Here is a 21,521-nt window from a genome sequence, read left to right as displayed (position 1 = left end):
TAACGCAGCTTTAATTCTTGGCCAACGCCCGCTACTATCGGTTCAGCCCTCGCGATTTGGGAGCGCTTTTCGCTCCCCCGCCGGGCATTAACCCAGCCAAGATTTCTTGGAGAGAGAGAGCCAATGAATTTCCAGTCCAACAAGCTGCGCGACGCCGTTCTGGTCGCGCTCGTTGCCGGTGTGGCGTCCACAGCCACCGCCCAGGCTCAGGAAGCGACCAACCTTGACCGCATCTCGGTCACCGGTTCGCGCATCAAGAGCACCGACATCGAAACCTCGCAGCCGGTCCTGAGCCTGACCCGCGCCGACATCGAAAAGCAGGGCGTGACCTCGGTCGCCGACATCCTGCAGCGCGTCGCCGCCAACGGCGCCGCGCTGAACCGTACGTTCAACAACGGCGGTGATGGCTCGGCCGGCATCAGCCTGCGCAACCTGGGTTCTGCGCGTACCCTGGTGCTGGTCAATGGCCGTCGCTGGACCACCGGTCTGGATGGCAGCGTCGACCTGAACACCATCCCGACCGCGATGATCGAGCGTATCGACGTCCTCAAGGACGGCGCGTCGACCATCTACGGTTCGGACGCGATCGCCGGCGTGGTGAACATCATCACCAAGCAGAACTTCGATGGCGCGGAAGCCAACTTCTACAAGGGCCAGTACAGCGCTGGTGACGGCGAACGCGAAGCAGCCGACTTCACCATCGGTACCACCACCGATCGCGCGTCGCTGATGCTGGGTGTCTCCTACGTGAAGGAAGACAAGGTCATGGCTGGTGATCGCAAGATCTCCGCCGGCGGCCCTCCGTTCTTCGACGGCCAGAGCAGCACCGGCATGCCGGGTTCCTACCTGCGCAATGACGAGCGCTATGTCCTGATCAACGGCGTGGAAACGCCGTTCAATGCCAACGTCCACGGCTACAACACCGCACCGGACAACTACCTGCTGACCCCGCAGGAGCGCACCTCGCTGTTCGCATCGGGCTCGTACAACATCACCGACAACGTCACCTTCCGCACCGAGGCGATGTACAACGAGCGCAAGTCCGAACAGCTGCTGGCCGCCATGCCCGTCACCGGCATGCGCCTGAGCAAGGACAGCATGTACAACCCGACCGGTGAGGACCTGACCGGCGTCAACCGTCGCTTCAACGAGAGTGGCGGCCGTTCGTTCAACCAGAACGTCAAGAACTGGCACTTCTACGGTGGCTTCGAAGGCTTCTTCGAGTTCGCCGATCGCAACTTTGACTGGGACGTCGGCTACCGCTACGACAAGACTGACCAGAACGACCTGACCTATGGCCTGTTCAACCTGGCCAACCTGCGCAACGCCTATGGTCCGTCCGAGCTTCGTGGTGGCGTGCCGGTGTGCGTTACCGCTCCGGGTGGCGACATCATTCAGGGTTGCGTGCCGGTCAATGCGCTGGGCCCGGAAGGCTCGATCAGCCAGGGTGCCATCGACTACACCTCGTTCACCGCCCACGACTCTTCCAACCTGGTGTCCAAGGGCTACTACGCCAACATCTCCGGTGAAATCGCCCAGCTGCCGGCAGGTGCCCTGGCGTTCGCCGCAGGCTACGAGTACCGCAAGGAATCCGGCCAGTTCGATCCGGACGCCTTCATTGCTGCGGGCCTGAGCACCGGCAACGGCGCCAAGCCGACCAAGGGCAGCTATGACCTGGACGAGTTCTTCCTGGAACTGTCGATCCCTGTCCTGGCCGATCTGCCGGGCGCCAAGCTGCTGGACTTCAGCGCTGCAACCCGCTACTCGAAGTACAGCAACTTCGGCAACACTACCAACAACAAGTTCGGCTTCCGCTGGAAGCCGATCGACGACCTGATGATCCGCGGCAACTACTCGGAAGGCTTCCGCGCGCCGAGCATCAGCAACCTGTTCGCAGGTGATGGCGATTCGTTCGAAACCTACGCCGATCCGTGCGCGGCCGCCAATGGCCCGACCGGTGCAGTGCTGGCGCAGTGTATTGCCCAGGGTGTTCCGGCTGGCTTCGTGCAGCCCAATACCCGCGACGATGACGGCGTGCCGCAGTCCGGTGCCGCCCAGACCGCCGAGCCGTTCACCTGGAAGTCGAACCCGAACCTGAAGCCGGAAACCTCGACCAGCAAGACGCTGGGCCTGGTGTGGAGCCCGAGCTTCGTGACCGGCCTGAACGTGACCCTGGACTGGTGGCAGATCAAGATCGATGATGCCATCACCCGTCCGGCAATCCAGGACATCATGAACTACTGCTACGGCGGCTCGCCGGCTGAGCAGGCAGCCTACTGCGGCCTGATTACCCGTGACCCGACCTACGGCACTGCCGCCGAGCGCTACACCATCACCAACGTCGACATGCCGCTGCAGAACCTGGCGTCGTACAAGGTGGAAGGCTGGGATCTGGGCATCCTGTATCGCCTGCCGGAAACCTCGATCGGCCAGTTCACCATTACCCTCGACAGCACCTACCTGAGCAAGTGGGAAACCAAGGCCACCGAAGACTCGCAGGTCGAAGGTCGCCAGGGACGTTACCTCGATCAGGATCCGTACTGGCGCATCCGTTCCAACCTGTACGTCGACTGGTCCTATGGTGATTTCGGCGTCAACTACGGCCTGCGTTACAAGTCGGGGATGACCGAGTCCTGCCTGCTGGGTGGTTCGCTGCGCAACTACTGCTCGGATCCCGAGAACCGCGAGAACCACATGGGCGCGACCACCTACCACGACATCCAGTTCCGTTACAACACGCCGTGGAAGGGCACCATCATGGTCGGCCTGAACAACGTGTGGGACAAGGATCCGCCGGTCTCGTACTCGACCTCGTACAACATGTTCGACCCGCAGTACGACCTGCCGGGCCGCTACATGTACATGCAGTACAAGCAGAAGTTCTGATCGATCCACTGATCGGCTGATGCAGCAACGGCCCCGCAAGGGGCCGTTGTTTTTTGTGCATTCCAGGCTGCGGCAGCACCCAACGAAAAAGGCCGCGGCAATTGCCGCGGCCTTCTGCACTCAACAAGGCAACAACGCTCAACCGTTCGGAATCAGCGTCTCGATCAGGTGCTCCACGTAGGCTTCGAAATCCTCGCGCGCCTGCTTCGGCTGCTGCAGCTGCAACGACAACTGCAGGAAGCCGACATAGGCGGCGTAGGCCAGGCGTGCGCGATGGCGTGCATCGGTCGAGCTGAGCCCTGCCTGGCGGAACGAGGCAACCAGATAGTCGAGGCGACGCTGCGAAACCCGGTCGATCACCGGCCGCACCATCGGATGGTCCAGCGCCTTCAGCAGCTCGCTGTAGATGATGTGCGGCTGCACTTCATGCGCCACCATCTGGAACAGCTGGCGCAGGCGCACGCGCGGATCCGGTACGTCTTCCAGGCTGCCGAACACCTGTTCCTGTTCGAACAGTTCCCAGCGCTCCAGCGCCGCCTGCAGCAGTGCATCGCGCGAAGGGAAATGCCAGTAGAAACTGCCCTTGGTCACGCCGAGTCGCCGCGCCAGCGGTTCCACCGCAACGGCGCCTACGCCTTGTTCAGCAATCAGGTCGAGGGCCGCCTGGGCCCAGTCTTCGGCACTCAGGCGGCTGTTGCGGCCGGCGCGCGGTTCGCCGGCGGAAGCGTCAGGTTGATTCATGGACTGATTTAACCATACGCCGGGGTTCGTTGCAGTACGCCGTTGCAGGCGAAACCGTCAAAGCCCCCCCCTGGACCCTACCGCAACGCACCATACGATGCAGTATTGACTTCCCCCGCAAGCGATCCATACTAGCAAGTATGGTTATGTCCCCTACTCCCGCTGCGTTCCATGACCTGCGCCTGGAGGCCGCCCATGGCGCCCGCCTCGCGGCCACGACCAGCGAGCACGGTCGTCGTGGTCGCGTGCTGTTCGCGCACGGCTTCGGCCAGACCCGCCACGCCTGGAACGCCACCGCACGCGCCCTGTCTGCGGCCGGCCTGCAGACACTCGCTTACGACGCGCGCGGCCATGGCGATTCAGACTGGAATGCCACCGACCTGCCCTATCACGGCGAACAGTTCGCTGATGACCTGATCGTGCTGGCCGGTGAACAGCCGCGTGCGCCGGTGCTCGTTGCAGCGTCGATGGGCGGGCTGTTCGGCCTGCTGGCTGAGTCGCGCTGGCCCGGCCTGTTCTCGGCGATGGTACTGGTCGACATCACGCCGCGCTGGGATATCGCCGGCGTCGAACGCATCCTCGCCTTCATGACCGCCCATCCCGACGGCTTTGCCTCGCTGGCCCAGGCCGCCGATGTGATCTCGGCCTACATGCCTCACCGCCCGCGCAAATCCGAGCAGTCGCTGCGTGCCTTGCTACGCGAAGACGGACACGGCCGCTGGCGCTGGCATTGGGACCCGCGCCTGGTGGCCGAACTGGCCCGCGACAGCGAGCAGCACCAGGACGCACTGGCCGAGGCCGCGCGCCAGGTGAAGTGCCCGCTGCTGCTGGTCAGCGGCGGCCGCAGCGATCTGGTCACGCCGCAGACCGTGGCCGAATTCCTGGCGTTGGCGCCGCACGCGCGCCATGTACAGCTGCCGCAGGCCACGCATATGGTCGCAGGCGATGACAACGACGCCTTTACCGCTACTGTGTTGGACTATCTGGACGTGTTGCCCGCAGCGGATGCTGCGGCTTCGTCCGCCACAAACGAGCACGTCACCGGAGCACGCTCATGAGCATCGTTCTTCCCTTCCTCGCCCTGCTGCTGGCAGGCGCGTTCGTCGCCTACCACCGCATGCGGCTGGTTACCTGGACGCTGATCAGCGTGGCCCTGCTGGTCGCCTGCTGGTTCATCCCCTACGTCAACCAGACCGCTACGATCGTGGCGGCCGCCGTGTTGGCCGTCATCGCCGTGCCGCTGCTGCTGCCGTTCATCCGCAAGCCGCTGCTGACCGGCCCGATGATGAAGGTGTTCCGCAAGGTGCTGCCGCCGCTGTCGCAAACCGAGCGCATCGCGCTGGAAACCGGTTCGGTCGGATTCGAGGGCGAACTGTTCACCGGTGATCCGGACTGGAACATCCTGCTCAACTACCCCAAGCCGCAGCTGACTGCCGAAGAACAGGCCTTCCTTGATGGCCCCGTCGAAGAGTTGTGCGCGATGGTCAACGACTGGGAAATCACCCACGTCCATGCCGACCTGCCGCCGGAGCTGTGGGCCTTCATCAAGAAGAACAAGTTCTTCGGCATGATCATCCCGAAGGAATATGGCGGCCTGGGCTTCTCCGCGCTGGCCCACCACAAGGTGATCCAGAAGCTGGCCTCGGTGTCCTCGGTGGTCAGCTCCACCGTCGGCGTACCCAACTCGCTGGGCCCGGGTGAACTGCTGGTGCATTACGGCACCCAGGAACAGAAGGACCAGTACCTGCCGCGCTTGGCCGATGGCCGTGAAGTGCCCTGCTTCGGCCTGACCGGTCCGTTCGCCGGTTCCGACGCCACCTCGATTCCCGATTACGGCATCGTCTGCAAGGGCGAGTGGAACGGCGAGCAGGTGCTCGGCGTCAAGCTGACCTTCGACAAGCGCTACATCACCCTGGCACCGGTCGCCTCGCTGATCGGCCTGGCCTTCCGCATGTACGATCCCGATGGCCTGATCGGCGATACCCGCGATATCGGCATCACCCTGGGCCTGCTGCCGCGCGACACAGCCGGCGTGGAGATCGGTCGTCGCCACTTCCCGCTGAACTCGACCTTCCAGAACGGTCCGATCCGGGGCAAGGATGTGTTCATCCCGCTGACCCAGCTGATCGGTGGCGCGGCCATGGCCGGCAAGGGCTGGAACATGCTCAACGAGTGCCTGGCCGTAGGCCGCTCGATCACCCTGCCGTCCACCGCCAGCGGTGGTGCCAAGGCCGGTGCGGCCGTCACCGGCGCCTATGCACGCATCCGCAAGCAGTTCGGCCTGTCGGTCGGCCGCTTCGAGGGCGTCGAGGAGGCGCTGGCCCGCATCGGTGGCAAGGCCTACAAGATCAGCGCACTGTCGCAGGCCACCGCCGCGGCGGTCGACCGCGGTGACGTGCCGTCGGTGCCGTCGGCCATCGCCAAGTATCACTGCACCACTATGAGCCGCGAAGTGATCTCGGACATGATGGACGTGATCGGCGGCAAGGGCATCATCCTGGGGCCGCGCAACTTCGCCGGCCGCAGCTGGCAGGCCGCGCCGATCGCGATCACCGTGGAAGGCGCCAACATCATGACCCGCAGCCTGCTGATCTTCGGCCAGGGTGCGATCCTCTGCCACCCATGGGTGCTGAAGGAGATGAAGGCGGCGCAGGATCCGGACACCCGTGCCGGCCTGCAGGAGTTCGACCGCAGCCTGTTCGGCCACATCCGCTACGGCATCTCCAACGCCGTGCGTTCGTTCTGGTTCGGCCTGACCGGCGCGCGCTTCGGCGCCGCTCCGGGTGACGCCTACACCCGCCGCTACTTCCGCAAGCTGGACCGTTACTCGGCCAACCTGGCCCTGATGGCCGACATCTCGATGATGACCCTCGGCGGCAAGCTGAAGTTCAAGGAATCGCTGTCCGGCCGCCTGGGCGACGTGCTGAGCCACGTCTACATGACCAGCGCAATGCTCAAGCGCTACCACGACGAAGGCGCACCGCAGGCCGACCAGCCGCTGCTGGCCTGGGCCTTCCATGACAGCGTGCACAAGATCGAAGAGTCGCTGTCGGCCGCACTGCGCAACTTCCCGATCCGTCCGATCGGCTGGCTGATGTGGGCACTGATCTTCCCGCTGGGCCGTCGTGCCGAGGCGCCGGGCGATCGCCTGAGCCGCCGTGTCGCCGCCCTGCTGATGGCGCCGAACGAAGCCCGCGACCGCCTGGCCAGTGGCGTGTTCCTGACCCCGTGCGAGAACAACCCGGGTGGCCGCATCAACAGCTACCTGAGCAAGGCGATCATGGCCGAGCCGGTGGAGCGCAAGTTCCTCAAGGCGCTGAAGAGCAAGGGCATCGAGGCGCTGGACTTCAAGGCGCAGCTGGACGAGGCCGTGGCCGAGGGCGTGATCACCCAGGACGAGCGCAGCCTGCTGGAAGAGCTGCGCACGCTCACCCTGGACACGATCACCGTGGACGACTTCGACACCCACGAACTGCGCGCGGCCAGCTACTACGACCGCCAGCACAAGGACCCGCATTCGCAGGCGGCCTGATCGCCCGCGACACACGTTGCCTTCGACGGCGGGCCTCGGCCCGCCGTCGCGTTATCCGCCGACCGGAATACCCCTCATGTCCACACCCCTGCTCTCGCTTTACCAAAGCCTGCAGCGCTGGCCTGCTGGCAACTGGCTGTTCTCGCGCGCGGTGTGTTTCAAGGCGCCCTACTTCGCCAGCATCGCGCCGTGCATCACCCGCCTGGAACACGGCCGCTGCGAAGGGACGCTGGCCGACCGCCGCAGGGTACGCAACCACATCGGCACGGTGCATGCGATCGCGATGTGCAACCTGGCCGAACTGACCGCCGGGTTGATGGTCGATGCATCGCTGCCGAAGGGCATGCGCTGGATCCCGAAGGGGATGCAGGTGCAGTACCTGGCCAAGGCACGAGGCACACTGCAGGCGGTGGCGCTGCCGGCACAGCCGATTGTCGTCGCGGCCGAAGGCTATGCGCTGCCGGTGACGGTCAGCGTGCGCGACCGGGCGGGGACGGAAGTGTTCAGCGCGGTCATCGACATGTGGATGTCGCCGGCGAAGTAGGTTCCCGCGAACGGCGCAGCCCCTCGTGGGTGGACGCGGGATGCGGTTTATCGGTTGGGCCGGAGGGGTGGGGCCAGGCGGGGACGCCGCAAGTACGTCCGTGTAGGCTTAGCCGCGCCATCCATGGCGCGGATACCCCGCCCGGCCCCCCCCCTCCGGCCTCGGACGGATCTCTGCGGCGTCCCCCACGGAAGAGAGAAAGAAGAGCAAAAGCAAAAGCGACCCATCGGCCGCTTTTTTCCATGCACGCAGAATCCACGAGCGCAGCGACCCGCTGTTGCTCTTGATCTTCTTTTTTCTTCTCCGTGGGCTGGCCGCGCACGGAACCTGTCTGAGGCCGGGCGGGTTGGGTTCGCGGGGGTGTCCGCGGCATGGATGCCGCGGCCAAGCCTACAGGGACGTACTTGCGGCGTCCCCCGCGAACCCAACCCGCCCGGCCAACCCCATGAGAAGCTCTACGCGACCAACCCACGAGGGGCTGCGCCGTTGGCTGGAAACTACGCCACCGCGCGAAGAACCAACGCCAGGATCGCAGGCACCGCCTGGATCATGAAAATGCGGCGGCTCACGCTGTAGGCGCCATAGCACCCGGCCACCACCACGCAGGCCAGCGAGAACGTCACCAGCACTGGCTGATCGATCACCAGCCCCCCTACGATGCCCGCCGCCAGGAAGCCGTTGTACAGGCCCTGGTTGGCCGCCAGCACGCGCGTGATCTCTGCCTTCTCCGGCGTGTTGCGGAAGGTCTTCAGGCCCAGCGGGCGGGTCCACAGGAACATCTCCAGCACCAGGAAGTACAGGTGCAGCACCGCGACCAGCACGGTCAGCAGCAGCGCGATCAGCGACATCGTTTCTCTCCTCGGGAAGATTGGGCCGCGTCAGCGGTCGCGCGGCAGTTTCTTTTCTTCGCGCAGCACGCCGAACGCGGCCAGGGTCATGAAGCCGGCCACCGCCACGCCACCCATGAACACCACGTGCGAGCCGAACAGGGACAGCCCCTTGTGCAGCCACGCAAAGCTCAGGTCCGCGCCCCGGTAGACCACCGTGTCGATCGCTGCGCCGGCCTTATAGCGCCACTGGCGGTCCACGCGGGTGTAGATGGTTTCGCGCGCCGGCTTGGCCAGCGCGAATTCACTGGCGCGGGTCATCACCTGCACCACCGCGACCATCAGCGGCATCGGCGAGGCCGCCAGCACCGAGAAGCCGATCAGGATCGCGAAACCAGGAATCAGCAGCGCCGGCGCAATGCCATGCCGGGACAGCAGCCAGCGGGTCAGGGCGAGCTGCATCAGCAGCGCCAGTGCGTTCACCGCCAGGTCGATACGCGAGAAGAAGGCCGTAGCAGCGCCTGCATCGTTGAATGCCTCACGCACGATGCTGGCCTGCTGGTTGTACAGCAGGGTGCCCACGCCCACACCGAACACCACCATGATCGCCAGCCAGCGCAGCAGAGGTTCACGCACGATCAGTTTCAAGCCATCCAGCACGCTGCCGCCCATTGGCTTCTCGCCGGACACCAGTTGCTGCTCGCGTTCGCGCAGCACCGCCCAGTGCCGCAGCCGCCAGATGCACAACAGGCAGACGACCAGGAATCCCGCAGAGACCAGCATCAGGTTGGCGATACCCACGCGCTGCACCAGCGCACTGGTGATGATCGGACCGAGGAAGGCACCGACGGTGCCAGCCGCGCCGATGTAACCGTAGAAAGCACGTGCCTGCGCGTTGGAAAACACATCGGCCATGAAGCTCCAGAACACCGCCACCGCGAACAGGTTGAAGACAGTGATCCAGAAAAAGAACGCCATGCCGCGGCCCGGCACACCGCTATCGAACAGTACGTAGAAGCCCAGCAGGGTGACGATGAAGAACCCATACACCGCCGGCAGGAACACCCGCCGCGGGAAGCGGCTGACCAGCCAGCCGTACACCGGCTGCAGCACCAGCATGATCACGAACACGCAGGAAAACAGGAACTGCAGGACAAAGTCCTTCAACGCAATGCCGTGGCCGGCGAACCAGGCGATCAGCACTGGCGGGAACACCGTTTCCAGGTCCGCCGAGGCAGCCATCGCCTCACGCACCGGGCGCAGCACGTAGTAGCCGCTGAGCAGGCAGAAGAAGTACAGGAACGACCACCACAGCGCCGGCGACTCACGCAGTGCCGCCGTCAGCCCACGCAGCGGCCCCTTGCCCTTCACCGCGCTCACGCGGCGTCCCTCGCCAGAAGACGGCGGTTGGACAGCGGCATGGCAGGCTCCGGGGCGGTGAAGCGCGTACGTTAGCCAATGCACTGCAACATCGCCAGCGTGACGCGCGCACCGATGGCCGCAACGTAGTGGCATGAGAGGCAGGAACGACACGTTCGGACACACTTCCAGAGCGTCGAAATGCCAACTTTTTCAACGAGATGCGCATTCATCTTCGCTTTGTTTGTGCACAGGGGAAAAGCGGCGCTAGAATCGCCATCAGCAGTCGCGCACGGGTCCAACCGATGAAAAAGAACAGCCTGCGTCGTCCGATCCGATCGGCGGCCACCGGTTTGCTGGGCATGTTGATGCCCGTTGCCTTGTCCACCACCGCGCAGACCCCGCCGGCGTTGCCGCCGATGCCGACCAACATCGAAACTGCTGCGGGTCCCACCGTCGCCCACACCCAGCCGGCGGCCTACCGCACCGGCCTGGTGCCCCGCGTGCAGGCCCCGGCGCCCGGCTTCAACGTCGCCAACATCGAATCGATGGCGCAGCAGCTCACCTATGGCGAACGCGTGCCGGGCATGGCGGTGGCGATCGTTCAGGGCGGCCGTATCCTCAGCGCGCGCGGCTATGGCGTCACCGACGTCAACAATCCGCTGCCAGTTGATGCGCACACCGTGTTCCGCCTGGCCTCGCTGTCCAAGGCCTTCGCCGGCACCATGGCCGGCCTGCTGGTCAACGACGGCACGCTGCGCTGGGACAGCAAGGTCACCGACTACGTGCCGGGTTTCCGCCTGAACTCGCCGGAAGCCACTGATCGCCTGACCGTGGCCGACGTGCTCAGCCATCGCGTCGGCCTGCCGTACAACGCCTACGACCGCGACATCGAAGGCAACGCCGAGTACTACGCGTTGACCCAGAAACTGGCCAACACCAGCCTGAAGTGCCTGCCGGGCGAGTGCTATGCCTACCAGAACGTGGCCTTCAGCCTGATCGGCGATGTCGTCTACGCGGCCTCCGGCAGCTTCTACGAGCAGTCGGTCGAGCGCCGTATCTTCAAGCCGCTGGGCATGAACGATGCCAGCCTCGGCCTGGCCGGCATCCAGGCCAGCTCGCGCTGGGCGCGTCCGCACGTGCGCAGCCGCAACGGCTGGGTCTCGCTGACGCCGAAGCCGACCTACTACCGGGTCGCCCCGGCGGCCGGCGTCAATGCCAGTGCCAGCGACATGGCGCAGTGGCTGCTCGCCCACACCGGCCACCGCCCCGACGTGCTGCCCGCACCGCTGCTGGCCACGCTGCATTCGAGCCTGATCAGCACCCCCGGCGAGATGCGTTCAGGCTGGCGCCGTGAGCGCCTGCATTCGGCGGGCTATGCCCTGGGCTGGCGCACCTTCGACTACGCCGGCCACGACGTGGTGTTCCATGCCGGTGCCGTACAGGGTTACCGCGGCCTGGTCGCGCTGGTGCCGGAACGCGATCTGGGCATCGCCATCATGTGGAACGGCGAAAGCAGCCTGCCCAGCGGCCTGCTGCCGACCGTGCTCGACTCCGCGCTCGGCCTGCCGGCGCAGCGCTGGCTGGACGTGGACACCGACTTCGGAAGCGACAACCTGATGGCCGAGGGCAGCAGCCCTGCGCAGCAGCAGGACAAGCGCAAGGGCAAGGGCGCCTCGAGCAACCGCGCGGTGGCTTCCCCGCGCTGATCCGGCGGGCTCGACCGTGAGCATCAAGGGCGGCCTGGGGGCCGCCCTTTTTGTTGTTTTGTAGGACCTGGCCATGCCCGGCCAGCTCGGAAGACAGGCCCCTGCTCCACAGATGCAGCGCGTCAAACGTCAGAAAGGCAGTCGGCCATGGCTCGGTGCTGGCAATGGCCCCATAAAAAAACCCCCTCCCCGCTGGGCAGCCAGGGAAGGGGTTTCAGGATGCGGCTATCGGGAAGTACTTAGATCAGCGGTGCCGGGGTTGCCGGCAGAGCGACCGGAGCGGCCTTCTTCTTGCGGGCGGCCGGCTTGCGCTTGGCAACCTTCTTCGCTGCCTTCTTCGGGGCAGCCTTCTTGGTGGCCTTCTTCGCGGTCTTCTTCACTGCCTTCTTGGCGGTCTTCTTGACGGCCTTCTTGGCAGTTGCCTTCTTCGCGACCTTCTTGGCCGGCTTGCGGGCCGTTGCCTTCTTGGCAGTCTTCTTGGTGGCCTTCTTGGCTACCTTCTTGGTGGCCTTCTTGGCAGTGGACTTCTTGGCGACCTTCTTCGCCGCCTTCTTCACTGCCTTCTTCGCAGTGGCCTTCTTGGCGACCTTCTTCGCAGCCTTCTTCACCGCCTTCTTGGCAGTCGCCTTCTTCGCGACCTTCTTCACTGCCTTCTTGGCAGCGGCCTTCTTCGCGACCTTCTTCACCGCTTTCTTGGCGGCGGGCTTTTTCTTCGCAGCTTTCTTGGTTGCCATGGGATGGCTCCTCGTCAGTGATAGGGAGTTGAAACGCCCAGGTGGATCAAACCCGCGGATGCTGCGTGCGGGGACCGCCGGCGCGTCAGGCGCGCCGTTACGGATGCGGCAATGCCAGCCTCGATCGGCGGAGCGGGCATCGGAACGGGAGTTGCCTTGCATTTCTCCGGGGGAAGCGGGGCCATGTCCACCGTCATCAGGGTCGCGGTGGTCTTGAAGGGGCTGCTTCGCATCGGACGATTGATTCTGCGCACTCGGTTGGGCAGGCAAGGTCTGCTGAGGCGAAACCTAATCACGGTTTTTTTTACTGTCAACAACCCCCGCGAAAAATTTTCACATCCGCGCCATCCATGGTGGTGCCTGCACGGTCGCCACGCTCCGCGCTCGACGACCGCCGAAGCGCCACGCACGCATGCTGCCTGCAGCAACAACCATGCAAGCGTTGAACAAAAAGTACTTGAAATAAGCACTCTGCGCAGATGCATGCACGTCGGTGGCCACTGCGTGCACACATCGCCAGCACCGGCTGCCGCTGGCACCAACGCCAGCACAACGGCGCCGCAACGGGGGGCAAAAAGTTTTCACATCCGAGTACGTCGGCGCGGGGCGGAAACGCGGATTTGCGCAAAACTGCGCACGCCGATCGGCACCGATTGTCAGTCCGCTGATGCCACGCCGAGGGTGCCAAGCGAACCGGCCGTCATGAGTCCGACGCACTCGCCAAAACGAAAACGGCCACCCGAAGGTGGCCGTTTCAGAATCCGCAAGCGCGACTCAGTGGTCGTCGCTCTCCAGGACTTCGGCGTACGCGTCCGGATCCAGCAGATCGTTGACCTCTTCGGCGTTGGCCAGTTCGACCACGAACATCCAGCCTTCGCCGTAGGCATCTTCGTTGATGGTTTCCGGCTTGTCGGACAGGGCTGAGTTGACCTCGACGACCTTGCCGCTGATCGGGCTGTAGACGTCCGAGGCGGCCTTCACCGACTCGACAACGGCGATCTGTTCGCCGGCCTTGGCCTCGGCGCCGACTTCGGGCAGTTCGACGTAGACCAGGTCACCCAGCAGGCCCTGGGCGTGGTCGGAAATACCGACGGTGACGCGGCCATTGCCTTCGACACGGGCCCACTCATGGGACTTGAGGAACTTGAGGTCGCCGGGGATCTCGCTCATGGGACTGCTCCAGAGATATGCAGGGGGTGGAAAAAACGGGGCTAGTGTAACCAACCGGCCGTCACTGCTGTCAGTGACGACCGGCACGTTCGGATCAGGCGTCGGCGAGCACGCCGGGCTGGGCCTGGCCTTCGCGCACGAACGGGAACTTGACCACGCGTACCGGCACCTGCCGGCCGCGGATGTCGACGGTGACCTGGCCGAGTTCACCGGCCGGCACGCGGGCGAAGGCGATGCCCTTGGCCAGCGTCGGCGAGAAGGTGCCGGACAGGATCTCGCCCTCGCCGCCGGCCGTCGTCACTGCCTGGCCGTGGCGCAGCACGCCCTTTTCGTCCATCACCAGGCCGATCATCTGGCGCGCGGTGCCGGCAGCCTTCTGCGCTTCCAGCGCGCCGCGGCCGATGAAGTCGCGGCCTTCGTCCAGCGACACGGTCCAGGCCAATGCTGCCTCATATGGGCTGATCTCTTCGTCCATGTCCTGGCCGTACAGGTTCATGCCGGCTTCCAGGCGCAGCGTGTCGCGCGCGCCGAGGCCTGCCGGCTTCACGCCTGCCGCCAGCAGGCGGTTCCAGAACGCGACCACGGCATCCTGCGGCAGCAGGATTTCGAAGCCGTCTTCGCCGGTGTAGCCGGTGCGGGCGACAAACAGCTCGACGCCATCGTCGGACTGCACCTGCAGGGCGGCGAAGCGGCCCAGCTTGGTCAGCGCGGCGCGGTCGGCTTCGCGGGCCAGGCTGATGACGATGTCGCGCGCCTGCGGCCCCTGCACGGCCAGGATGGCCAGGTCCGGACGCTGCTCGACGGACACGCCGAACGGTGCGGCCTGCTCACGCAGCCAGGCCAGATCCTTTTCGCGGGTCGAGGCATTGACCACCATGCGGAAGAAGTCGTCGCCCAGGTAGTAGACGATCAGGTCGTCGATGACGCCGCCACGGGGATTCAGCATGCACGAGTACAGTGCCTTGCCGGTGACCTTCAGCTTGTCGATCGAGTTGGCCAGCAGGCGGCGCAGGAACGGCTTGACCTGCTCACCGCGCAGATCGACCACGGTCATGTGGCTGACGTCGAACACACCGGACTCACGGCGCACCAGGTGGTGCTCGTCGAGCTGCGAGCCGTAGTGGATGGGCATGTCCCAACCCCCGAAATCGACCATCTTGGCGCCAAGGGCGCGGTGGGTATCGTTGAGCAGCGTCTTCTGGGTCATGACCGGGTCCGGCAGCAGAGGAAACAAGAACCCCCATTATCCCAGATCGGTCACCCACAGGTCGCGCCGCAGCGCAGCGCCGGAGCCGAGCCCACGCGACGCCCGCACGAAGAGGCCCGGCTCTACAAGGAGCGGCCCGCAGCCTCAACCTGCAGCGTGCTGCCCTGTACCGCCAGCACCCGTACCCACGTACCCGCCGGCAGCTCCGGGCCGCTCACCGGCCAGGACGCGTCATCGATGCTGACCCGGCCCTGCCCGCTGACGATGCCCTGCTGCAAGGGCACCACCCGACCGACCAGCTGCTCGGCACGGCGGTTGAGCAACGGCGCATCGCTGGGCCGCGCCCTTTTCCTGCCCCAGCGCCGGTAGCACTGGATCGAGACCACGCTCAGCACGACGAAGGCAACGACCTGCCACAGCAACGGAATGCCGCTGAACACCGCAACCAGGACGAACACGGCCGCTGCGCCAATGCCGATCCACAGCATGAACGCCCCGGGTGCCAACGCCTCTGCCGCGAACAGCAGCAGCGCCAACGCGCCCCAACCGACGACTTCCCAGCGCATGTCAGCCTCCGATCGGCGGTGGCCGCTTGCCTGCGGCCTTGGTGGTCTGGTCGCCCAGTGCCTGCTTGGCCAGTTCGGCCACGCCAGCGATCGAACCGATCACGCCGCTGGCCTCCATCGGCATCAGCACCAGCTTCTGGTTCGGCGAGCTGGCCAGTTCCTTGAACGCCTCGACGTACTTCTGGGCGACGAAGTAGTTGATCGCCTGCACGTCACCTTCGGCAATCGCCGCCGACACCATCTGGGTCGCCTTGGCTTCGGCCTCGGCCAGGCGCTCGCGGGCCTCCGCATCGCGGAACGCGGCTTCGCGACGGCCCTCAGCCTCCAGCACGGTAGCCTGCTTTTCGCCATCGGCGCGCAGGATCTCCGACTGGCGCGAACCCTCTGCCTCGAGGATCTGCGCGCGCTTCTCGCGCTCAGCCTTCATCTGCCGCGCCATCGCATCCAGCAGGTCGCGCGGCGGCTGGATGTCGCGGATCTCGATGCGGTTGACCTTCACGCCCCAGGGATTGGTGGCATGGTCGACCACGCTCAGCAGCTGGGCATTGATCACCTCGCGCTGGCTGAGCGATTCATCCAGGTCCATCGAGCCGATCACGGTACGGATGTTGGTCTGCACCAGGGCGATCATTGCCACTTCCAGATTCGCGACCTCATAAGCGGCCTTGGCAGCGTCCAGGACCTGGAAGAACACCACGCCGTCCACGCGCACGGCGGCGTTGTCCTTGGTGATCACCTCCTGGCTGGGCACATCCAGCACCTGCTCCATCATGTTCACCTTGCGCCCCACCCCGTACACGATCGGGATCAGGAAATGCAGGCCCGGCGTCATGGTGTGCGTGTAGCGCCCGAAGCGCTCGACGGTCCATTCGAAGCCCTGGGGCACCATCCGTACCGCCTTGAACAGGATGACCACGGCCACGAAGGCCAGTACCACGGTAAAGAACATGGTCGGGAACATCTCGCTTTCCTTATCTGTGACGTCCAGGCCCCAGCATAGCGCGTGAAGGCCACATTCACAGCGGAACTACCAGGGCACGCGCCCGCGCAGGATGTCGGCGAACATCACCCAGTCGCCCATGAACGAGTACAGCGGATGCTGGAAGGTGGCCGGCCGGTTCTTCTCGAAGAAGAAATGGCCGACCCAGGCGAATCCATAGCCGCAGGCCAGCGCAGCGAGCAACAGCATCGGCTGCCCGCGCAGGCCCGCTGCCATGACCAGCACCAGCACGCCGCAGCTGCCGATGAAGTGCAGCCGCCGCGAAACCGGGTGGCGGTGCTCGCTGAGATAGAACGGATAGAACTCGCGGAAGCTGGCGAAGCGGGACATGCGCGTGCTCCGGGAACCAGGGCCGCCACCATCATGCACCATCGCTGCCCTTGCAGCATCGAGCCATGCTCGGCTTGCGCGCGCCGGCGCAGTGGGAAGGAAGAGCGGCCGAGCATGGCTCGGCCCTACACCGATGAGGTGCGCGGACCGAACATGATCACTGCCATGCCGGCCAGGCACAGGGCGGCACCGAACAGGTCCCACCGGCTGGGACGGATGCCGTCGACCAGCCACAACCAGAACAGCGCCGTGCCGATGTAGACCCCACCGTAGGCGGCATAGACCCGCCCACTGGCGGTCGGGTGCAGGGTCAGCAGCCAGGCGAACAGCGCCAGGCTGGCGGCCGCCGGCAGCAGCAGCCAGATGCTGCCGCCCTTGCGCAGCCACAGCCACGGCAGATAGCAGCCGACGATCTCGGCCAGCGCGGTCAGCAGGAACAGGCCGAGTGTCTTCACGCTTTCTCCGCTGCCTTGGCTTGCTGCCACAGCGCTTCCTGCGCCTCCAGGTCCATCGCGGCCAGCGCTTCCCCCTGCGCGTCGGCCTGCGCTTCCATCGCACGGAAGCGACGTTCGAACTTGTGGTTGGCCCCGCGCAGCGCCGCACCCAGGTCGATGTCGGCATGGCGGGCCAGGTTGGCGCAGACGAACAGCAGGTCACCCAGCTCTTCCTGCAGGCGCGCCTTGTTGCCGGCGATATCGCCGCGCTCGAACTCCTCGCGCAGCTCCTGCAGTTCCTCGGCCGCCTTGTCCAGCACCGGCAGCGGACCTGGCCAGTCGAAACCGACCTTGGCCGCGCGCGACTGCAGCTTCACCGCACGTTGCCACTCCGGCAAGCCGCGCGAGATGCCGGCCAGTGCGGAGGTGTCCTGCTCGCCCTTGGCCGCACGCTCGGCACGCTTGATCGCCTCCCAGTTGCGCGTCACGCCGTGGGCATCGTCGACGCTCACCTCGGCGAACACGTGCGGGTGGCGGCGCTGCATCTTGTCGCTGATCGCGCGGGCCACGTCTGCGAAGGCGAAGCTGCCCTGCTCTTCGGCCATGCGCGCATGGAACACCACCTGCAGCAGCAGATCGCCCAGTTCATCGCAAAGATCATCGAGATCGCCGCGATCGATCGCATCGGCCACTTCGTAGGCTTCCTCGATGGTATATGGCGCGATGGTTGCGAAGTTCTGCTCCAGGTCCCAAGGGCAGCCGCCCTGCGGGTCGCGCAGGCGCGCCATGATCGCCAGCAGGCGCTCCAGCTCATGGGTGGCGGCGCTGCCGGTGGTGGGAGTGTCGTGCGCGCTCATGCGGCCTCCAGGGTCAGTCGGACAACCAGTCGCGCCATGGCAGGCTGGTGTCACCAAGGGCAATGAAATCGCCGTTCAACAGGGTTTCGCGGCGGTTGTAACGGAACGGCTTGCCGGTCGCGGCCGACAGCACCGCGCCGCCGGCGGCGTGCAGCACGCACTGGCCAGCGGCGGTATCCCATTCGGAGGTCGGGCCCAGCCGCGGATAGACATCCAGGCCACCTTCGGCGATCCGGCAGAACTTCAGCGACGAGCCCTGCGCGATGGTCTCGATGCGGCCCATCCTTGCCAGCAGGGCCTCGGTTTCCGGTGAGCGGTGCGAGCGGCTGGCAGCAACCCGCAGCGGTGCGGTGGCCGGCGTGCGGGTGCGCAGCACGGTGTCGTGCAGGCCCTGCCGGCGATAGGCCAGCTCGCCGCGCATGGCATGCCAGACGATGCCGGTCACTGGGGCCAGCACCACGCCGAAGGCCGGTGCGCCCTGGTAGATCAGCGCGATGTTGACACTGAACTCGCCGTTGCGCTTGACGAATTCACGGGTGCCGTCGAGCGGATCGACCAGCCAGTACGCGCCCCAGTGGCGGCGCTGCTCCCAGGCCACCTGTGCCGATTCTTCGGACAGGATTGGCAGGTCCGGGGTCAGCTGCTGCAGGCCCTGTTCAATGACCTGGTTGGCCGCCAGGTCGGCACTGGTGACAGGGCTGCTGTCGTCCTTGATCTGTACATCGAAGCCATCGGCATAGACCTGCATGATGGCCCGTCCGGCGTCCTGGGCGATGGCGATGGCGGTCTCGCGCAGGTCCGTGGTCAGCTTGATCATCGCAGTCCCTGCAGCCACTGGCGGGCGATGAACAGTGCCGCCAGCGAGCGCCCCTCGGAAAAGTCCTCGCGCAGCATCAGCTGGTCCAGCTCGGCCAGCTTCCACGGGATGACTTCCAGTTCTTCCGGCTCGTCGCCGGCCAGCTTTTCCGGGTACAGGTCGCGTGCCACCACCAGCCACGACTGGTGGCTCATGTAGGTCGGGGCCAGGGTCATCGCGCGCAGCACATCGACCCGGCGCGCGCCGAAACCGGCCTCTTCCTTCAGCTCGCGGTCGGCGGCCTGCTCGGGGGTCTCGCCGGCATCGATCCGCCCCTTGACCAACCCCAGTTCATAGCGGTGCATGCCGGCAGCGTATTCACGTACCAGCAGTACGGTCTCGTCGTCGAGCATCGGCACCACCACCACTGCGCCATGACCTCGGCTGACCAGACGTTCGAACCGGCGGCGTTCGCCGTTGGAGAACTCCAGGTCCAGATGCTGCCGCTGGAAAGGGCCGTTCTCCTCATCGGTGATCCGATGGATGATCGGCAAGCGACGCCCGGCACGGTCATCGTTCATGTGGAATCTCCGCGGCGGCCGGCGCCTGCGCCGGTGCCGATAGAATGTGCAGGCAGCAACATGTTCATGAGCCCGAAATGCTAGCAGACCCAACCCCCTCCCCGCTGGCCCAGCACTGGCGGCAACGCGATCTGCAGGTGCTCTGGCACCCGTGCACGCAGATGCGCGAGCACCCGCATACCCTGCCGCTGGTGCCGATCGCCCGTGGTGAAGGCGCATGGTTGATCGACCACGACGGCAATCGCTACCTGGACGCCGTCAGCAGTTGGTGGACCAACCTGTTCGGCCATGCCGAACCGCGCATCGGTGGTGCCATTGCCGCCCAGGCCAGGCAACTGGAACAGGTGATGCTTGCCGGCTTCGGCCATGAGCCAGCCATCAGCCTGGCCGAACGCCTGCTCGCACTGGCCCCACGCCAGCCTGGCCGCGAACCACTGGCCAAGGTGTTCTACGCCGACAACGGGTCCGCCGGCGTGGAAGTGGCGCTGAAGATGGCCTTCCAGTATTTCCAGAACCGAGGGGAACCGCAGCGCACGCGTTTCATCGCATTGGAGAACGGCTACCACGGCGAGACCCTCGGCGCGCTGGCGCTGGGAGACATTCCGCTGTATCGCCGCGTCTATGCGCCGCTGCTGGCCGAAGCGCTGTTCGCGCCCTCGCCCGATGCTTTCCTGGCTGAGCCCGGTCAGAGCCCGGCTGAGCGTGCACTGCAGGCCGCCGATGGCCTTGCCACGCTGTTCGACCAGCACCCGGGCGAGATCTGTGCGGTGATCCTGGAACCGCGCCTGCAGTGCGCCGGCGGCATGCGCATGCATGACCCGGTCTACCTGCAGCGCGTGCGCGAACTATGCGACGCCCATGGCGCGTTCATGATCGCCGACGAGATCGCCACCGGCTTCGGCCGCACCGGCACCCTGTTCGCCTGCGAGCAGGCCGGGGTGATGCCGGACCTGATGTGCCTGTCCAAGGGCCTGACCGGCGGCTTCCTGCCGCTGGCCACCGTGCTGGCCACGCAGGCGCTGTACGACGCGTTCCTCGACGACTCACGCGAGCGCGCCTTCCTGCATTCGCACAGCTATACCGGCAACCCGCTGGCCTGCGCGGCGGCATTGGCCACGCTGGACATCTTCCGCGACGACGATGTGATCGCCCGCAACCGTGGCATCGCCTCGGTGATGGGCACGCTGGCCGCACCGTTCAGCGACCATCCGCACGTGGCCGACGTGCGCCAAGCCGGCATGGTAGTTGCCTTCGAGCTGTCGCGCGACGGCAACAAGCGCACGCCCTTCGACCCGGCCATGCGGCTGGGCCTGCATGCCTACAAGGCCGCGCTGAAACGTGGCGTGGTGCTGCGTCCGCTGGGCGACGTGCTGTACTGGATGCCACCCTACTGCGTGGACGACGAACAACTGGAGCTGCTGGCACATACCACGCTGGCGGCGATTGACGAGGCGATTGCATGCGCGTGACCCGCTGCCCCATCGACCTGGCGCTGCACAGCGGCCAGACCGTGACCCTGCCGGAAGAGACGGCCAACCATCTGGTGCGGGTGATGCGCCTGCGCGAGGGTGATACCTGCGTGCTGTTCAACGGCGATGGCCACGACTACAGCGCCACGCTGACTGCCGCCGGCAAGCGCGAGGTGCAGGTGCGCATCGATGCGGTGCAGGCGGTGGACAACGAATCGCCGCTGGCGATCACCCTGCTGCAGGGCCTTGCCCGAGGCGAAAAGATGGACCTGATCCTGCAGAAGGCCACCGAACTGGGCGTGGCGGCGATCATTCCGGTGAATGCCGAGCGTACCGAGGTGAAGCTGGATGCGGCTCGGGCGGAGAAGCGCGTGTCGCACTGGAACAATGTGGTGACCTCGGCCTGCGGCCAGTCCGGGCGCGCGCGCATTCCGCAGGTGGGCCCGCCGCTGTCGCTGGCACAGGCGGCGGCGGCACTGCCGCCCGATACGCTGCGGCTGACCCTGGACCCGCTGGGTGCCCATCGCCTGTCGACGCTGGACGCGGCGCCGGCGGGCGGCATCGTGATCGCGATCGGTCCGGAAGGCGGCTGGTCGCCGCGCGACCGGGATCAGTTGGCAGCTGCAGGCTTCCAGGGCCTGCAGCTGGGGCCACGCATCCTGCGTACCGAGACCGCCGGGCTGGCCGCGATTGCCGCATTGCAGGCGCGGCTGGGCGATCTGGGGTGAGGCTGATTCGTTGTAGTGCCGGCCAGCGCGTCCAGGGCGGCAGCCGAGCGT

General features: G+C 65.8%; 20 protein-coding genes. 7 read left to right on the top strand and 13 right to left on the bottom strand.

What is annotated here, in order from left to right:
• Positions 1-123 precede the first annotated feature (123 nt).
• Positions 124-2,886: a TonB-dependent receptor plug domain-containing protein gene (locus tag AC5P65_RS05290; protein WP_058981124.1), complete on the top strand. Its 2,763-nt coding sequence runs from the start codon at positions 124-126 to the stop codon at positions 2,884-2,886.
• A 138-nt stretch (positions 2,887-3,024) separates the two neighbouring features.
• Here AC5P65_RS05290 and AC5P65_RS05285 read toward each other — a convergent pair whose 3' ends face one another.
• Positions 3,025-3,627, bottom strand: coding sequence for a TetR/AcrR family transcriptional regulator (locus tag AC5P65_RS05285; protein ID WP_005418411.1), 603 nt, complete (start codon positions 3,625-3,627; stop codon positions 3,025-3,027).
• A gap of 140 nt (positions 3,628-3,767) precedes the next feature.
• On the opposite strand from AC5P65_RS05285, the gene AC5P65_RS05280 reads away from it, so the two are divergent.
• From AC5P65_RS05280 to AC5P65_RS05270, 3 genes are all read left to right on the top strand, one after another.
• Entirely contained in the window at positions 3,768-4,685 is a 918-nt protein-coding gene (locus AC5P65_RS05280; protein WP_019660076.1) for an alpha/beta fold hydrolase, read from the top strand.
• Positions 4,682-7,159 carry an acyl-CoA dehydrogenase gene (locus tag AC5P65_RS05275; RefSeq protein ID WP_180832150.1) on the top strand — a complete coding sequence of 826 codons (2,478 nt, stop codon included), beginning with the start codon at positions 4,682-4,684 and terminating at the stop codon, positions 7,157-7,159. Before AC5P65_RS05280 ends, AC5P65_RS05275 begins: the two co-directional genes overlap by 4 nt.
• Before the next feature lie 76 nt (positions 7,160-7,235).
• Positions 7,236-7,703: a hotdog fold domain-containing protein gene (locus AC5P65_RS05270; protein WP_180832149.1), complete on the top strand. Its 468-nt coding sequence runs from the start codon at positions 7,236-7,238 to the stop codon at positions 7,701-7,703.
• Positions 7,704-8,200: 497 nt separating this feature from the next.
• Here the strand turns inward: AC5P65_RS05270 and AC5P65_RS05265 are convergent, their stop codons facing one another.
• The gene (locus AC5P65_RS05265) at positions 8,201-8,551 is read right to left on the bottom strand and encodes a DUF1304 domain-containing protein (protein WP_111098948.1); all 351 of its coding nucleotides are present in this window, start codon (positions 8,549-8,551) and stop codon (positions 8,201-8,203) included.
• A 30-nt stretch (positions 8,552-8,581) separates the two neighbouring features.
• Positions 8,582-9,910, bottom strand: coding sequence for an NTP/NDP exchange transporter (locus AC5P65_RS05260; RefSeq protein WP_111098949.1), 1,329 nt, complete (start codon positions 9,908-9,910; stop codon positions 8,582-8,584).
• Positions 9,911-10,194: 284 nt separating this feature from the next.
• Between AC5P65_RS05260 and AC5P65_RS05255 the strand changes: the two genes are divergently transcribed.
• Positions 10,195-11,598, top strand: a complete 1,404-nt coding sequence (locus tag AC5P65_RS05255) for a serine hydrolase domain-containing protein (RefSeq protein ID WP_019660081.1) — start codon at positions 10,195-10,197, stop codon at positions 11,596-11,598.
• 239 nt (positions 11,599-11,837) lie between these two features.
• Here AC5P65_RS05255 and AC5P65_RS05250 read toward each other — a convergent pair whose 3' ends face one another.
• The 10 genes from AC5P65_RS05250 to nudE all read right to left on the bottom strand — a co-directional run bounded on the left by AC5P65_RS05250 (position 11,838) and on the right by nudE (position 19,273).
• Positions 11,838-12,332: a hypothetical protein gene (locus tag AC5P65_RS05250; RefSeq protein ID WP_019660082.1), complete on the bottom strand. Its 495-nt coding sequence runs from the start codon at positions 12,330-12,332 to the stop codon at positions 11,838-11,840.
• A 774-nt stretch (positions 12,333-13,106) separates the two neighbouring features.
• On the bottom strand, positions 13,107-13,502 hold the full coding sequence (gcvH, locus tag AC5P65_RS05245; protein ID WP_019660083.1) for a glycine cleavage system protein GcvH: 396 nt from the start codon (positions 13,500-13,502) through the stop codon (positions 13,107-13,109).
• A 94-nt stretch (positions 13,503-13,596) separates the two neighbouring features.
• Positions 13,597-14,709 carry a glycine cleavage system aminomethyltransferase GcvT gene (gene gcvT, locus AC5P65_RS05240; protein WP_227852384.1) on the bottom strand — a complete coding sequence of 371 codons (1,113 nt, stop codon included), beginning with the start codon at positions 14,707-14,709 and terminating at the stop codon, positions 13,597-13,599.
• A gap of 122 nt (positions 14,710-14,831) precedes the next feature.
• Positions 14,832-15,275, bottom strand: a complete 444-nt coding sequence (locus AC5P65_RS05235) for an NfeD family protein (RefSeq protein WP_019660085.1) — start codon at positions 15,273-15,275, stop codon at positions 14,832-14,834.
• A gap of 1 nt (position 15,276) precedes the next feature.
• A complete protein-coding gene (locus AC5P65_RS05230) occupies positions 15,277-16,236 on the bottom strand; it encodes an SPFH domain-containing protein (RefSeq protein WP_019660086.1) in 960 nt (319 codons plus the stop codon).
• 66 nt (positions 16,237-16,302) lie between these two features.
• Complete coding sequence (locus AC5P65_RS05225; RefSeq protein WP_019660087.1) at positions 16,303-16,605, bottom strand: Mpo1-like protein; 303 nt, start codon at positions 16,603-16,605, stop codon at positions 16,303-16,305.
• 125 nt (positions 16,606-16,730) lie between these two features.
• Positions 16,731-17,060, bottom strand: coding sequence for a YnfA family protein (locus AC5P65_RS05220; RefSeq protein ID WP_010482716.1), 330 nt, complete (start codon positions 17,058-17,060; stop codon positions 16,731-16,733).
• The gene (gene mazG / locus AC5P65_RS05215) at positions 17,057-17,896 is read right to left on the bottom strand and encodes a nucleoside triphosphate pyrophosphohydrolase (protein ID WP_111102081.1); all 840 of its coding nucleotides are present in this window, start codon (positions 17,894-17,896) and stop codon (positions 17,057-17,059) included. Before mazG ends, AC5P65_RS05220 begins: the two co-directional genes overlap by 4 nt.
• 13 nt (positions 17,897-17,909) lie before the next feature.
• Positions 17,910-18,713, bottom strand: a complete 804-nt coding sequence (gene cysQ / locus AC5P65_RS05210; protein ID WP_021203306.1) for a 3'(2'),5'-bisphosphate nucleotidase CysQ — start codon at positions 18,711-18,713, stop codon at positions 17,910-17,912.
• Entirely contained in the window at positions 18,710-19,273 is a 564-nt protein-coding gene (gene nudE / locus AC5P65_RS05205) for an ADP compounds hydrolase NudE (protein ID WP_019660090.1), read from the bottom strand. Before nudE ends, cysQ begins: the two co-directional genes overlap by 4 nt.
• Positions 19,274-19,350: 77 nt before the next feature.
• Here nudE and bioA point away from each other — a divergent pair, with 77 nt between their 5' ends.
• Together bioA and AC5P65_RS05195 are read left to right on the top strand one after the other, a co-directional pair.
• On the top strand, positions 19,351-20,742 hold the full coding sequence (gene bioA, locus AC5P65_RS05200) for an adenosylmethionine--8-amino-7-oxononanoate transaminase (protein WP_220078224.1): 1,392 nt from the start codon (positions 19,351-19,353) through the stop codon (positions 20,740-20,742).
• Positions 20,733-21,470 carry a 16S rRNA (uracil(1498)-N(3))-methyltransferase gene (locus tag AC5P65_RS05195; RefSeq protein ID WP_207049964.1) on the top strand — a complete coding sequence of 246 codons (738 nt, stop codon included), beginning with the start codon at positions 20,733-20,735 and terminating at the stop codon, positions 21,468-21,470. The genes bioA and AC5P65_RS05195 overlap by 10 nt, the downstream gene beginning before the upstream one ends.
• Positions 21,471-21,521: the final 51 nt, after the last annotated feature.

This window comes from Stenotrophomonas sp. YJH_SMC_48-3, from assembly GCF_059369375.1.
The sequence above is the reverse complement of the archived record's forward strand: the minus strand, read 5'-3'. Positions and strand labels throughout refer to the sequence as shown.